The sequence below is a fragment of the Alteribacillus iranensis genome (genome assembly GCF_900113025.1).
GTDB lineage: Bacteria > Bacillota > Bacilli > Bacillales > Marinococcaceae > Alteribacillus_A > Alteribacillus_A iranensis.
The window spans coordinates 88,594-103,856 of record NZ_FONT01000003.1 but is presented as its reverse complement, the minus strand read 5'-3'; the positions used below and the strand labels follow the sequence as shown (position 1 = coordinate 103,856).

General features: G+C 42.2%; 13 protein-coding genes, 1 tRNA gene and 1 other annotated feature. All 14 genes read right to left on the bottom strand.

Going from position 1 to position 15,263, the window contains the following annotated elements; genetic code table 11:
• Window positions 1-258 precede the first annotated feature (258 nt).
• The 14 genes from tig to BM095_RS08140 all read right to left on the bottom strand — a co-directional run bounded on the left by tig (window position 259) and on the right by BM095_RS08140 (window position 15,260).
• A complete protein-coding gene (gene tig / locus BM095_RS08210) occupies window positions 259-1,590 on the bottom strand; it encodes a trigger factor (RefSeq protein ID WP_091660119.1) in 1,332 nt (443 codons plus the stop codon).
• Window positions 1,591-1,731: 141 nt separating this feature from the next.
• Complete coding sequence (locus tag BM095_RS08205; RefSeq protein WP_091660116.1) at window positions 1,732-2,754, bottom strand: tetratricopeptide repeat protein; 1,023 nt, start codon at window positions 2,752-2,754, stop codon at window positions 1,732-1,734.
• A 290-nt stretch (window positions 2,755-3,044) separates the two neighbouring features.
• Complete coding sequence (gene leuD, locus BM095_RS08200; RefSeq protein WP_091660113.1) at window positions 3,045-3,632, bottom strand: 3-isopropylmalate dehydratase small subunit; 588 nt, start codon at window positions 3,630-3,632, stop codon at window positions 3,045-3,047.
• 30 nt (window positions 3,633-3,662) lie between these two features.
• Window positions 3,663-5,081 carry a 3-isopropylmalate dehydratase large subunit gene (gene leuC / locus BM095_RS08195; protein ID WP_091660111.1) on the bottom strand — a complete coding sequence of 473 codons (1,419 nt, stop codon included), beginning with the start codon at window positions 5,079-5,081 and terminating at the stop codon, window positions 3,663-3,665.
• A gap of 40 nt (window positions 5,082-5,121) precedes the next feature.
• Window positions 5,122-6,198 carry a 3-isopropylmalate dehydrogenase gene (leuB, locus tag BM095_RS08190; RefSeq protein ID WP_091660108.1) on the bottom strand — a complete coding sequence of 359 codons (1,077 nt, stop codon included), beginning with the start codon at window positions 6,196-6,198 and terminating at the stop codon, window positions 5,122-5,124.
• Window positions 6,199-6,308: 110 nt separating this feature from the next.
• Window positions 6,309-7,856 carry a 2-isopropylmalate synthase gene (locus BM095_RS08185; protein WP_091660105.1) on the bottom strand — a complete coding sequence of 516 codons (1,548 nt, stop codon included), beginning with the start codon at window positions 7,854-7,856 and terminating at the stop codon, window positions 6,309-6,311.
• Window positions 7,843-8,865, bottom strand: a complete 1,023-nt coding sequence (gene ilvC / locus BM095_RS08180; protein ID WP_091660103.1) for a ketol-acid reductoisomerase — start codon at window positions 8,863-8,865, stop codon at window positions 7,843-7,845. Before ilvC ends, BM095_RS08185 begins: the two co-directional genes overlap by 14 nt.
• 29 nt (window positions 8,866-8,894) lie before the next feature.
• Window positions 8,895-9,416, bottom strand: coding sequence for an acetolactate synthase small subunit (gene ilvN / locus BM095_RS08175; protein WP_091660100.1), 522 nt, complete (start codon window positions 9,414-9,416; stop codon window positions 8,895-8,897).
• Window positions 9,413-11,140: an acetolactate synthase large subunit gene (ilvB, locus tag BM095_RS08170; RefSeq protein ID WP_091660095.1), complete on the bottom strand. Its 1,728-nt coding sequence runs from the start codon at window positions 11,138-11,140 to the stop codon at window positions 9,413-9,415. Before ilvB ends, ilvN begins: the two co-directional genes overlap by 4 nt.
• Before the next feature lie 113 nt (window positions 11,141-11,253).
• Window positions 11,254-11,512 (bottom strand) — a binding site (T-box leader).
• Window positions 11,513-11,837: 325 nt separating this feature from the next.
• A tRNA-Arg gene (locus tag BM095_RS08160) sits at window positions 11,838-11,914 on the bottom strand.
• Between the two features lie 147 nt (window positions 11,915-12,061).
• Window positions 12,062-12,580, bottom strand: coding sequence for a metallophosphoesterase family protein (locus BM095_RS08155; protein ID WP_091660091.1), 519 nt, complete (start codon window positions 12,578-12,580; stop codon window positions 12,062-12,064).
• A gap of 16 nt (window positions 12,581-12,596) precedes the next feature.
• The gene (locus tag BM095_RS08150) at window positions 12,597-13,184 is read right to left on the bottom strand and encodes an XTP/dITP diphosphatase (RefSeq protein ID WP_091660087.1); all 588 of its coding nucleotides are present in this window, start codon (window positions 13,182-13,184) and stop codon (window positions 12,597-12,599) included.
• Window positions 13,185-13,946, bottom strand: a complete 762-nt coding sequence (gene rph, locus BM095_RS08145) for a ribonuclease PH (protein ID WP_091660084.1) — start codon at window positions 13,944-13,946, stop codon at window positions 13,185-13,187.
• A 183-nt stretch (window positions 13,947-14,129) separates the two neighbouring features.
• On the bottom strand, window positions 14,130-15,260 hold the full coding sequence (locus BM095_RS08140; RefSeq protein ID WP_091660082.1) for a GerMN domain-containing protein: 1,131 nt from the start codon (window positions 15,258-15,260) through the stop codon (window positions 14,130-14,132).
• Window positions 15,261-15,263: the final 3 nt, after the last annotated feature.

Sequence of the window (15,263 nt, the reverse complement as noted above, 5' to 3'; positions counted from 1 at the left end):
TTCCTTTCAAACAATCATGCTTTGCATTGTACCACACATCCCTCGGGAGACTAAAATAAAAAGTCTTATGTATCCTTCATGCACCACTGCTATCTACTATTCCCTTTTTTACCATATTTATAAAAGAGATTAGCTTTTCATCTGTTTTTATGTAAAAACAGAATTATTATATATACACATTCGATAGGAAGAGTCCATATCCCTTTTTTCATAGAGAAAACCCTAAAAGTACTCCGTCTTTTAGGGTTGTAATACATCCTATTCTTCTTCTGCTTCTTCATTACTCTCTTCTTGTTTTTCAACAGTCTTGCTTTCTTCCACAAGGAAGTCAATCGCTTTCTGAATGCGAAGATCTCCTTTGATAGCCTCCGTGCCACCTTGCATGGCAAGCAAAGAACGAATTTCTTCTTTATCTCTCTGATATGCTTCTGCCATTTTGTCTAGTTCATTCTCAGCGTCTTCATCTGTCGCTTCAACTTCTTCAGCATCAGCAATAGCTTCTAACGTTAAGTTCATTTTTACTCGCTTTTCAGCTTCCGGTTTAAACTGTTCTTTCATACCTGCTTCGTCAGTACCTGCCATTTGATAATACATATCCAAGGACATACCTTGAGCTTGTAGACGCTGATCAAACTCTTGCATCATACGATCTGATTCATTTTCGATCATGACATCCGGAATATCAATAGTGGCATTTTCTGCTGCTTTTTCAACTACGGTATCACGCTCGTGATGTTCTTTAGCGTGTTCTTTATCCTGCTTTAGCTTTTCTTCTTGAGCTTTTTTCAGCTCTTCTAATGTTTCTACTTCTTCGTCCACGTCTTTTGCAAACTCATCATCTAGTTCTGGAAGCTCTTTACGCTTCACGTCATGAACTTTCACTTTAAACGTTGCTTCTTTCCCCGCTAGCTCCTCTGAATGATATTCTTCAGGGAAAGTGACATTTACTTCTTTCTCTTCACCTGACTTCGCACCAACCAATTGTTCTTCAAAGCCAGGAATAAATTGTCCTGATCCAATTTCAATCGTGTAATTTTCTGCTTTTCCGCCTTCAAACGCTTCTCCATCCACAAAGCCTTCGAAGTCCATAACAACTGTATCGCCTTCCTGAGCTTCTCCCTCTTCTACTACAACGAGCTCAGCATGTCTTTCCTGTAAGGACTTCAATTGTTCTTCTACCTCTTCGTCCGTAACAGAAGTATCAAACTCTTCTACTTCAAGTCCTTTATATTCTCCAAGCTCCACTTCTGGCTTCACAGTAACCGTAGCCTTAAACACTAGGTTTTTCCCTTTTTCGATTTCTTCAATGTCAATTTCCGGACGCCCTACAGGTTCAATTCCAGTTTCATCCACCGCACCCGCATAAGCTTCTGGAAGTACAATGTCCACGGCGTCTTGGTAAAGAGATTCTACACCGAAGCGTTGTTCAAAAATCTTACGAGGAACTTTGCCTTTCCGAAAACCCGGCACATTCACTTGTTTTCTAACTTTTTGAAACGCTTGGTCGAGCGCATCGTCAAATTTTCCGGAATCCACTTCTACAGTTAAAACGCCCTCATTTCCTTCGAGCTTTTCCCAATTTGCACTCATTTATATTTCCCTCCATGTAACATAGGTTATGTCCGTTTTTACAACCATTACATTATAACATATCACTATTCCTTTTCAATAAGAAAAGCATAAGCGCCTTTGCAGCGACTCGTTCTCACATGACAGCAACCGTGATACTATTTACAGGTCGAACATATATTTTTTAATCCTTTGGTACTCTTTCATCATGTTTTGTATATACATTTCCTCCGCCTTGTAGGTTGCGACGAGTTCTGACATTGTAATATCATTCCCTGTTTGCAGTGCCGCATCATGATGTATGACTGCAGCTAAGGCTTCCAGTTCTATGGACGGCGGGAATGGGTAATAAAATAAGTATAGCTGCCTCATCAAATGATATGAATTCTTTAGAAGGACAGGGTCTACCTGACCTAGCTTGTCTTCAAGCAGCTGAGATGATTTTATGTACGAAGCACTTTCTTCTATTAAAGACAAGGACACCGGTGAAAATTCTCCTTGTCTGTCCAGCTTATGAACCCAAACATCTTTCTCTATCCGCCAATCTTTTAACAGTAATAATAAAATGCTTTTTAATAAGGGTGAAGCATGGTTGTCGGCCAATACACTTTCGATTGCGGGCAGTACAGTGTCCGGTTCTTGCAAGCGAAGTTCTCTTAAAGCTGCCATCTTTTGATCAGGCGTCCCCCTCATTAATTTATCTTTCCAATCAACACATGTATCAATGGAAGCCTTATCACTATCTACTCTCACATACGGCTCCATGTCAGATCGAATCATGGAATGTGAGAGCTCTAACAGTTCATACAGTTTATCGGCCATATGCGGAGGAAATTTTTCTTCTTCCAGGATTGCTTCGAGGACGGAAACTACCTGCTCATACTCTTCTAGCTGAGCAAGAATAGAAACATACACTTGGAGAACTTCAAAATAATTTGCCTCTCCTGTTCTTAATAGCTTTTCTGCCCACTCTCTCCCTTCCTGAAGTCGTCCGCTGTCAGCGAAAGCTAATAACAAGCCGTAGGATGCCTCTTCATGGTGAGGGTCATGAGCTAAAGCTTCCAGAAAATATTGCAGTGCCTCTTCACAGTCTCCTGCTTTTAATGAACGAAGACCAAGAGTTACCAACTTACCTGCCGATCCAGGAAAAGGAATGATATTATTATCTTTATCTCTTTCGTTCACTATCTGATCTCCTCCTTTACCGGCGACTCACCATAATAAGGACGGGCTTTTACACATGTGAGGGTGAGCTGATGAGATGACATCTATGTTTGGTCTTTACTAATTTCTATAGAAGGAAACGCGTTATTCTTTAGTGTTTATCGGTTGATCCTTACTGCAATACGTCCTTCCACAGCATGCTCTAGAAATATGTACGCTACACCCAAACACTTCCCATGACAGTGAAACGTTTAGCTTCGTATAGAAGAAAGGTACAAAAAGGCGACCTGGTTACAGGCCGCCTTCCTGTTTTACAACGTTACTTTATCCTCGTACTCTGTAATTTTATTCTCGTATTGAAGAGTTAGGCTGATTTCGTCCCATCCATTCAACAACATTTCTTTCCAATAAGAGTCGATAGTAAAGCTGGCTTCAAAACCATCCTTGTCTGCTATTTTCTGATTCTCCAAATCAACAGTCAAGTTATATACTTTATCTTTCCCGTTTTCCATTAATTCATAAACCTTTTCTTCCTGTAAACGAATCGGTAAAATCCCATTTTTAAAACAGTTATTGTAAAAAATATCAGCAAAGCTCGGAGCGATAATCACCCGGAAGCCATAATCCTGTAATGCCCATGGCGCGTGCTCTCTCGATGAACCACAACCGAAGTTATGATCCGCGATGAGAATGGTAGCGTTCTCTGCGGAGTCCTGATTTAACTCAAAATCCGGGTTATCTTTCCCATTCGCAAGAAAACGCCAATCAAAGAATAAGAATTGTCCAAAACCACTGCGTTCTACTCTTTTTAAAAATTGTTTTGGAATAATTTGGTCAGTGTCTACGTTGACACGAGGAAGTACAGCTGTATTTCCTTCATGTTTTACTAATGGTTCCATAGTTTCACCCTCTTTACCTACAGGAGTATATTATTGTGTTACAGATGGTTCTTCTAATTTTCGAACGTCGACAAATTTACCTGAAATAGCCGCTGCAGCCGCCATAGCGGGGCTAACAAGGTGAGTTCTCGCTCCTTTTCCTTGTCGACCTTCAAAGTTACGGTTTGATGTTGAAGCACAGCGCTCTCCTTCTGGGACGAAGTCAGGGTTCATGCTAAGACACATACTGCAGCCTGATTCTCTCCAGTCGAATCCTGCTTCAATAAATATCTTATCCAAGCCTTCTTTTTCAGCTGCTATCTTTACTTTTTGAGAACCTGGTACAACCATAGCGCGAACGCCTTCGGCTACTTTTCTTCCTTTGGCTATTTCCGCCGCTGCACGTAAGTCGCTTAGGCGAGAGTTCGTACATGAACCAATAAATACATGTTCAATAGAAATATCTGTCATTTTGGTTCCAGGCTTTAAATCCATATAATCTAACGATTGCTGGATAGCCTTACGACCTGCTTCATTCTCAGCGTCTTCAGGAGATGGCACGGTTCCGTGGATGCCTACCCCTTGTGAAGGGTTCGTACCCCATGTCACCATCGGCTCAATTTCTTCGCTGTCAATCTCAACGACAGCGTCATACTGTGCACCCTCATCGGTAGACAACGCGAGCCATTCAGAAGCTTTTTTATCAAATTCTTCACCAGAAGGTACTTTTTCACGACCTTTTAAGTAGTCCACTGTAACCTGATCGGGGCTGATCAAGCCAGCTCTAGCTCCAGCTTCGATGGACATATTACAGATGGTCATCCGTTCTTCCATCGTAAGTCCACGGATAGCTTCCCCCGTATACTCAAGTACATAACCTGTACCAAAATCAACACCATATTTAGCAATAACGGCTAGGATGATATCTTTTGCTGTCACTCCTGGCGCAAGACGGCCATTCACTTTCACTTCCATTGTTTTTGGTTTGGACTGCCAAATGGTTTGTGTAGCAAGCACATGTTCCACTTCACTTGTTCCTATACCAAACGCTAGCGCTCCAAAAGCTCCGTGAGTAGACGTATGACTATCACCGCACACAATTGTCTTACCTGGCTGTGTCAATCCAAGTTCAGGTCCGATAACATGGACAATTCCATTGTCAGGACTGTCAAGGTCTGCGATTTCAATTCCAAATTCATTACAGTTATTAGATAAAGTTTCCATTTGCTTTCTCGCAATAGCATCTTTAATGGATGTTCTATTATCTGTTGGAACGTTGTGGTCCATCGTCGCAAATGTTAAATCTGGGCGACGTACTTTTCGGTCCGTTAAGCGAAGCCCTTCAAAAGCCTGAGGTGATGTCACCTCGTGTACCATATGCAAGTCAATGTACAATAGATCAGGCTTTCCCTGTTCTGAAAGTACTGTATGCTTTTCCCATATTTTTTCGATAATTGTTTTAGGTTGCATAACCTTCCCCTCGCTTCTCAAAAGCTTTCTTACTTTATGATTATTTCTTGATTGCCTCTACCACCTTAGTGGTCATTTCTTCTGTCGATAGAATATTATCATTGTTCTGTGCAATGTCTCCAGTACGATAACCAGCGTTTAAAACTTCTGAAATCGCAGTGTCAATAGCGTCAGCTTCTTCATGCATATGAAAAGAATATTTTAGCATCATGGCTGCAGATGCGATTGCCGCCAATGGATTGGCTTTCCCTTGTCCTTCAATATCAGGAGCGGAACCGTGGACAGGTTCATATAAACCTGGTGCTTCACTCCCTATACTTGCAGATGGGAGCATCCCAAGTGAACCTGTAAGCATCGAAGCTGCGTCACTAAGGATATCACCAAAAGTGTTTTCTGTAACCATAACATCAAATTGCTTCGGATCACGAATTAACTGCATAGAAGCATTATCTACTAACATATGCTCCACTTCGACCTCTGGATAATCCTGTTTCATTTCTTCTACTGTTTCTCTCCAAAGGCGGCTTGTTTCCAAGACGTTTGCTTTATCAACAGATGTTAGTTTCTTGCGGCGGACTTTTGCCATTTCAAAAGCTTGACGAACTATTCTTTCAATTTCAGATTTCTTATAAATGAGTGAATCAACCGCGCCCTCTTCTCCGTCGATCTCTCGTCGTTCTTTTGGCTCACCGAAGTAAAGGCCGCCTGTGAGTTCCCGAACAATAACAAGGTCTACTCCATCTACTACTTCTTTCTTTAATGTAGAAGCTTCTGTCAAACTCTCATGTCCTGTAACCGGACGTAAATTTGCAAATAACTGCAAGGCCTTTCGAATCCCAAGCAACCCTTGTTCTGGACGGATACCGCCAGGAAGATTATCCCATTTTGGTCCTCCAACTGCACCTAGTAAAACTCCGTCACTTTTAAGGCAAGTATCGATTGTTTCTTGCGGAAGCGGATCATTATGTTTATCAATTGAGTGTCCGCCTATATCGCCATATTGATATTCAAATTGATGTCCGAATAGTTCTGCTGTTTTATCTAAAACGGTAGTTGCTGCTTTTACAACTTCCAAGCCTATTCCATCACCTGGAAGAACTGCAATCTTTTTTTTCATCAAACTCTCTCCCCTATGCTATGAAAACATCAGTGCGTAAGGCCAAAACAACCCACTGATAGGTATGTTTTGGCCGAAACGCTGGTTTTAAGCTACGATATCTTATCTATTTAGACATGTATCTTTTCTATATTCTTTCTCGGCCACTTTTTTTGGTTCAGCACTCGGTTAACCGCATTGATATAAGCTCTTGCGGAAGCTTCCAACACATCATTAGCGGTGCCTCGGCCCGAAGCTTCATCGTTGTCAAACTCAATCTGCACATAAACTTCCGCCAACGCGTCGCGGCCGCCTGTAGTCGATTGAATTCTGTAATCTTTGAGAACAATTTCTTTCCCAATAATTCTTTCTATTGTGTTATAGATAGCCTCCACGCTTCCAGAACCGGTGGCTGCTTCCTGGAGTGTCTCCCCATCTGGGTTAGTCATTGTGATTGTGGCAGTTGGTATATTTGTTGTTCCATAGCTTACTTGTAATGTTTGCAGGTCGTAATGCTTTATCGTTTCTCCCGCTTTTTCTTCCGTCATTAAAGCGAAAATATCATCATCTGTAATCTCTTTCTTCTTGTCAGCCAGTCTCTTGAATTCTTTGAACACCCGGTTAATTTCTTCCTCTGTTGCATTATAACCAAGTGATTGAACTTTTTCTTTAAAGGCATGGCGGCCTGATAATTTGCCAAGCACCATCCGATTTGAGCTGACACCGACAAGTTCTGGAGTGATAATTTCGTAGGTTGTCGTCTCTTTTAAGACACCATCTTGGTGAATTCCAGATTCATGCGCGAAAGCATTATCACCGATAACAGCTTTGTTATTCGGAACGATCATACCAGTCAGCTTACTAACCAAGCTGCTAGTGCGTTTAATTTCGTTCAACGTAAAGCCAGTTTCTGCTTGATAATGATCATTTCTTATCTTGAGCGCAACAGCTATTTCTTCCAAAGCTGCATTTCCAGCCCTTTCACCGATACCGTTAATCGTACCTTCCACTTGACCGGCTCCCGCTTCAATAGCTGCCAATGAGTTAGCAGTAGCCATTCCGAGGTCATCATGGCAGTGGGTGGAAAGGATGGCTTTGTCGATATTCGGCACATTTTCTCTTACGTACGTAAAAATGTGACGAATTTCTTCTTGTGTAATGTAGCCGACCGTATCCGGAAGATTAATAACTTCTGCCCCGGCATCTATTACTTTTTCTATAATCCGAACGAGAAAGTCCAAGTCCGAGCGGCAAGCGTCTTCAGCAGACCACTGAACATGAGGAAATCTTTCACTCGCATATTTAACCGAGTCTACGGCATTTTCGATGACTTGGTCCGGTGTCATACGAAGTTTATGCTCCATATGGATAGGAGACGTTGCAATAAATACATGAATCCTTGGCTCCGTACCAACTTTCAATGCATCCCAGGCGGCATCAATTTCTTTTCTAACAGACCGGGAGAGGCCTGTTACAGAACTGCCTTTTACTGTTTCGGCAATTGTTTTTACTGCCTGGAAATCTCCTTCCGAAGCTGCCGGGAAGCCGGCCTCGATGATGTCAACACCGAGGCGTTCCAGCTGCACCGCGATTTGTAACTTTTCTTCAAAGTTCAAATTTACACCCGGTGTTTGCTCCCCGTCGCGAAGTGTCGTGTCAAAGACATTAATTTTTCGCACCACTCAACACTCCTTTGTGTTTGCCTTTCACAAATGGCATCATTTCACGCAGCTCTCTACCCACCTTTTCGATAAGATGATCATTTTCAATACGGTTGATCGCCTTAAACTCAGGACGGTTTGCCTGGTTTTCAAGAATCCATCCCTTAGCAAATGTTCCTGTTTGGATATCTTTCAATATCTTACGCATTTCTTCTTTTGTATCCTCATTAACAACACGTGGGCCAGCAGTAAAGTCACCCCATTGAGCAGTGTCAGATACAGAATAGCGCATTCCGGCAAGTCCGTCTTCATAGATCAAGTCAACAATCAATTTCATTTCGTGCAAGCACTCAAAGTAAGCCACTTCCGGTTGATAGCCTGCTTCTACGAGAGTTTCAAACCCTGCTTTAATTAAGGAAGAAATACCTCCGCAAAGTACAGCTTGCTCACCAAAGAGATCTGTCTCTGTTTCTTCTTGGAAAGTAGTTTCTAGAATACCAGCGCGTCCGGCACCAATTTGTTTCGCATATGCAAGAGCAATATCTTTAGCGTTACCTGTAGCATCTTGATATACAGCTATAAGTGCTGGTACTCCAGCTCCATCAGTGTATACACGGCGAACAACATGACCTGGTCCTTTTGGTGCAACCATAAATACATCTACGTCAGAAGGTGGCTCAATTTGTTTAAAGTGAACGTTAAATCCATGTGCAAACGCAAGTGTCTTATCTGCATTCAATTCTGGTGCGATTTCATTTTCATATATAGTGATTTGGTGCTCGTCCGGAGTCAAGATCATAATGATGTCTGCTTTTGCTGCAGCTTCTCTTACAGAAACAACTTCAAATCCGTCTTCTACTGCTTGGTCCCAGGAATTACCTTTACGAAGACCTACCACTACCTCATTGCCGCTGTCTCTCAAGTTTTGAGCATGCGCGTGACCTTGTGAACCATAACCAATGATTGCTACCGTCTTTCCTTGAATAATTCCTTCGTTTACGTCTCCATTGTAAAATATCTTTGCCATAGTAAATTCTCTCCTTTAATGAAATTAATTTAATTAATGATTGAATACTTAGGGGTTTCAAAGTCACTCTTCTTAGTACCGCGTTTAAACGCAGTGATGCCTGTACGAGCCAGTTCTTTAATCCCATAAGGCTTCACTAGGTCAATCAGTGCCTCAACTTTTTGCTGATCTCCTGTTACTTGAAGAGTCATGCTTTCCCTGCCCACATCCACAATGGAAGCACGGAAAGGCTCTACTAGTGCCGATATTTCTCCACGATGCTGGGGAGCTGCAACTACTTTAATCAGTGCTAGCTCTCTAGCTATGATCGCTTCATCGGTAATATCACGCACTTTTAATACATCGACTTGTTTGTAAAGCTGCTTTATCACTTGATCAAGCCCGCGTTCATCATCGACGTTAATGACGAATGTCATCCGGGAAATAGCCGGGTTTTCTGTCATGCCTACCGTTATGCTTTCAATGTTGAAATTCCGGCGAGCAAAAAGCCCTGTTATTCGGTTCATTACCCCGGAAGTATTGTTTACTGTTGCGATAATTGTGCGCTTCATGGCTTGATCCCCTCCATTTCATGATGACCTTTACCAGGTGCGATCATTGGATACACATTTTCATCTTTTGTTACTCGACAGTCCATTAATACAGGCCCTTCATGATCAAGTGCTTCTTTTAATGCTGCTTGCATATCATTCGGTTCTTCCACTTTCCATCCCTTGATGTTGTAGGCTTCAGCCATTTTTACAAAATCAGGCTGGATTGGGAACAATGAATTAGAGTATCTTTCTTCATAGAACAATTCCTGCCATTGACGAACCATTCCAAGCGATGCGTTATTAACAAGGATGATTTTAACAGGAAGGTTCAATTCCTGTAGGATAGACATCTCTTGGGCAGTCATTTGAAACCCTGCGTCACCTAGTACAGCAACGACTTGTTTATCAGGTTCTGCAAACTGAGCTCCAATAGCTGCAGGGAACCCAAAGCCCATCGTCCCTAGTCCACCGGAAGTAACCCAATGATCAGGCTGGTCAAATTTATAAAACTGTGCAGCCCACATTTGATGCTGTCCTACATCCGTAGTAACAATCGCTTCTCCACCTGTCTCCTCATATATCATTTCAATTAACCGTTGAGGTTTTAAGGTGTTTTCTTCCTCCTTGTACCACAGAGGATACTCTTTTTTCCATTCATTAACCTGCTGATGCCAGCTTTCGATTTGAGGAGCTTCTCCGTTCTCTTCCACTAACATTCGCAATGCCTCTTTCGCATCCCCAACTACAGGAATAGCAGTTTCGATATTCTTTCCGATTTCGGCAGGATCAATATCGATATGGGCCACCTTAGCGTTTGGTGCAAAATGTTGAAGTGCGCCAGTAACTCGGTCATCAAAACGAGCCCCGATACTGATAAGAAGATCAGCTTCATGCAATGTCATATTCGCTGTGTACGTCCCATGCATGCCTGCCATTCCAAGTGAAAGAGAATGGGTTCCTGGGAAAGACCCTAGTCCCAAAAGGGTATTAGCTACTGGGATCTGCTGCTGTTCCGCGTATTCAAGCAATTCCTTGGAACCGCCCGCATGAAGGATTCCCGCCCCCGCTAAAATAGCAGGTTTTTTCGCTTTTGTTACTGCTTCGGACAATTTTTTAATCTGTAATTTATTTGGAATTACAGTAGGTTGATAACCTGGAAGATCAACCGGCTGATCGTAATTGAAAAAACCACTTGCAATGGATACATCTTTAGGAAGATCAATGAGTACCGGGCCTGGACGTCCTGTTGTCGCAATGTGAAATGCCTCTTTTATAATACGAGGCAACTCATCTACCTCACGAACTTGGAAGTTGTGCTTTGTAATTGGCATCGTTACACCCACTACGTCTGCTTCCTGGAATGCATCAGTACCAATCACTGTTGTCGCAACTTGACCGGTAATAACGACAAGCGGGAGTGAATCTATCATTGCATCGGCAATCCCGGTTACTACGTTCGTCGCTCCCGGCCCGGAAGTCACTACACAAACTCCTGGTTTCCCGGAAATTCTTGCATAGCCTTCTGCTGCGTGAATCGCACCTTGTTCATGGCGAGAAAGAATGTGACGGATTCCCGTACGATAAATTTCATCATATGTGGGAAGGATTGCCCCTCCCGGATAACCAAAGATGACATCCACATTTTCTCTGGCAAGTGCTTGGATGAGCATACTTGACCCTGTCATTTCTTGGTTTTCTACTTTCAATTCGCGCCCATTAACCTCTTTCACTTTTGGACTCATCTTTGCTTCCTCCTTATATCTTATAAATAATGCTATTTTACAGAAAAGTCATTAAAAGTTTTTTGACATAACAAAAAAGTCTTTCCGCCCATATCGGCCGTCGTTAAACTGACCGAAGGGGCGAAAAGACTTCTTTTCACGGTACCACCCTTCTTCACGGCTGGATCAGCCGTCTCCGCGACAGGGAGTCCCTGTCTGTTTTTGATAACGGGTGGGTTCGTGTTGTTCCACCCGGCTTTTGCTACTTTACGTCCATTCACAAAAGCACTCAGAGGTGAGTTCATTCACGGTATCCCACGCTGCATCTCAGCACCTTACAGCTCTCTGTAGTGGTTAAAACCGTAAATTACTTGTCCTCGTCTTCGTATTTCTAGTATAACAAATTTCGTAATTATTTTCACCAATCATTTTATTTTTAAAAATAACAATGCTTTGTTCGTTTGATTATTTTAATTTTCTATTTGAGGTTAATAATACGCCGAAAGATTGTTTTGGTCAACCGTTTTTCAAAAAAATATTAAAACTTAACTGAGGGTCAATACCCCTTGAATACGTTTACATAATCATAACAACGGGAATAGATAGTGTTAAACTTTTCACTCGCCTGAGGACAAACATTAGTGCTTCCCTGACACCGAATGTATTTTTCATCAAAAAAACTCCAAGGCGACATGCCATGGAGTTAGTTTTATATGTATGGCGTCCCAGGAGAGATTCGAACTCCCGACCGACGGCTTAGAAGGCCGTTGCTCTATCCTACTGAGCTACTGGGACAAGTTATATAGTATCTGTGCAGCGACATTTTATATAATATAATATCTTATTCATTTAGTCAATGGTAATACCCAAAAAAGTCCATTTTCTAGTTATTGATAAACAGGTAGACAGCAGGATGTTTCTTCCCCTGTCATACCTGTCATATTATTTCGATAAGGTAAATGTTTTCCCTAGAGAGGAGACTTCCTCCCCAGTTTCAGCGTTATAGTAGCTTACCGTCACAGGACCAGTTCCTGTCATATCCACAATAGCATATGTTTTTTCCAATTGTTGTCTCGGCAGCAACAAACTTCCGGGGTTTACATAGACTACTCCGTTTTCTTCAAATGCTGCAGGGACATGACTGTGACCGAAACAGACAAGCTGTGCCTCTCGTTCCTCTGCTCGGTAAGAAAGCGGAACATACGTCATTTTCACGTTATATAAATGCCCGTGTGTAATGTATATAGATATTCCTTGAATCTTCTCTAAGATTTCTTCAGGGAACTCGGAGCTGTCACAATTTCCTCGGACGACACACACATTTTTGAGTGCAGGGTGATCAATAGAAAGCTCAGAATCACCGCAATGTATGACCCCATCAATATCGGAGGATGCTTGTTCCAACACATTAGTTATTACTTCCGTACTTCCATGACTGTCACTCATTATCAAGCACTTCATTACTTTCACTCCGAACCTATTTAAATATCTCTTTCCAGTGAAGTTTCAATTGATGCATGGCATGGTAACGATGACTGATATGATTTTTCTCATCCGATGTTAATTCTGCCATCGTCCTTCCTTTCTCGGGCAAATAAAAAATCGGATCATACCCGAATCCATTGTCGCCGTTTGGTTCTAACGCTATTTTCCCTTCACACGTACCGCGAAACGTGTATGTATTTCCTGCCACAGCAGCTGCAATAACACATACAAACCTTGCATCTCTCTTTTCAAATGGAACGCCTTGAAGCTCCTTAAGGACTTTTTCTATATTTTTCGTGTCGTCCTTCTCAGGTCCCGCATAACGTGCTGAGAAAATACCAGGCTGCCCGTGCAACGTATCAATTTCCAATCCTGAGTCATCAGCAATGGTTGGTACATCCCAAGCTTTACTTACAGCTTCCGCTTTTAATACAGCATTTTCTTCAAACGTGCTTCCCGTTTCATCAATATCAGGAAATGGACGTTCTAAAAGAGATTGAACAAGGTATTCTCCCCCTACCATGTCTTGAAACTCTCGAATTTTTCCTTTATTTTTTGTTGCAATAATAATTTCCAGCATTTACTTCTCTTCCTTGTCATCTTTTCCAATTTCATTGACTGTGTCACCTAGAACCTGGCGCTGAATCATAAATATTTCCTGAAGCCCTTTCTCCCCTAATGATAGCATACGATCAAGCTGTTCTTTTGAATAAGAAGCTTCCTCGCCGGTTCCTTGCAGCTCTACAAATTTCCCGGTTCCTGTCATTACTATATTCATATCTACTGCTGCAGCGGCATCTTCGGAATAACACAAATCTAACATTTCTTGTTCCTCCAAGTCCATTCCAACAGAGACAGCGGCAAGAAAATCGGTTACAGGCAGTGATTTTATTTTTTGTTTGTCCTTAAAGTTTTTTAATGCCATCACCACAGCTACAAACGCTCCAGTGATTGATGCAGTTCTTGTACCTCCGTCTGCTTGAATAACGTCACAATCCACCCAAATCGTGCGCTCTCCAAACCCTTCTAAATTTACAACAGACCGAAGAGATCTCCCTATTAATCGTTGAATTTCCATCGTCCGGCCGCTTAATTTCCCTTTTGCTGCTTCACGGATATTCCGCTGTTCTGTAGCACGCGGTAGCATAGAATATTCTGCGGCAATCCATCCTTTTCCTTTCCCTCTCATAAAAGGGGGCACCCGGTCTTCAATGCTTGCCGTACAAATCACTTTCGTTTCTCCTACTGTTATTAAAACAGACCCCTCCGGATGCTTTAAGAAATCAGTATCAATTATTACAGGACGTAACTCATCAGCACTTCTTCCGTCATGACGATTCATCAAACTTCCTCCTATCCTATCACTTATACAAACCTTCAAGGTTTTATTTCTGTTAAACGCTAGTTTTTCTCGAGAGCTTTTTTCTTATAAAAAACCCCAATATTGTATACTTCCTAACTTCGTACAAAAAGAGGCAGCAATGCCGCCTCTATAAGTCTCTTGAATTATAGCAGAAATTTCTAGTTAATGCGATGTCTCAGCAGCATTCACAGCTGCCGGTCTTGCGAGAGGCTCCGACAACGTGTCACCACTTACCTCCATCACATTATCCATTCCTTCCACGCTCAAATTAATATTTTCGATTCCTTCCATTTCCGTAGCTGTTAAAGCAATAGCATGAAGAGTCTCTTGTGAGATGGCTGTTCCCTCTTGTTCTGTTAACAACGATTCATTGAATACCAACGATGCCGTATCACCTTCTACCGTAGCAGCAGCTTCTAAAGCTGCTCCCTCACGGATAACACCATGTAATGAACTATTCGCATGAGGTCCTTTCACTAGCTCATTGATAGCCGTATCTAATAAAGACTTCTCTTCTTCAGTATTCACACGACGCGTAACGGGCACAAAATAAGACTCGTCCCCTGCCTGTGTTAAGAAATATAAGGTTACACTGTTACTCTGCATCATGTCTGACACATGAGAGCTTTCCAGGTTAATACCGTTCTCTCTACTGTAAGTTGTTCCTATTGGCGTATCTGCGACTGGCATTGTCTCCTGTTCATATCCATTAATTTGAACTTTCACTTCATCCACGTTCTCAAATTGAGTTAATGTCCAAGTTATAGCCTCTAACATAGCCTGTTCGTGATTTGGATCGTAATCTCTAAATTCGGGAGAAAAATCTGCAATAGCAGTTCCTTCCTCCGTTAAATGAACATCTACTTCTGTACCAGGAGGTAAAACAGCTTGAAATCCGTTAGGAAGCATGGAGGTTAAAGGGCCGTCCTTTACCAAGTATTCGAGCGATTGCTGTAACACCCCTTCTTCCTTGGGGAGAGAAAAAGTGTGTGGTACGACCAATCCAGTTTCACTCATCAAATAAAGTTCCCTTTCCACTGTTCCCTCCTCTGTCTCTTCCTGTTCTGTGGCGGACTTTTCTTTTTCTGCTTCTTCACTTTCTGCTTCTTCATTCGGCAATTCACTTGTATCCGGTTCACCTTCTATTAATTCTTCTTCCCAAAGGGCAGGATCTTCTTGAGGTGGCGGAGCATCCATTTCTTCCGAGCTGCCATCGTTTCCAAACCCGCATCCTTGCAGTAAAAATAATAGGAACAGAAAAGAAGCTGCTCCCAATAATCCTTTTGTTTTCATGGT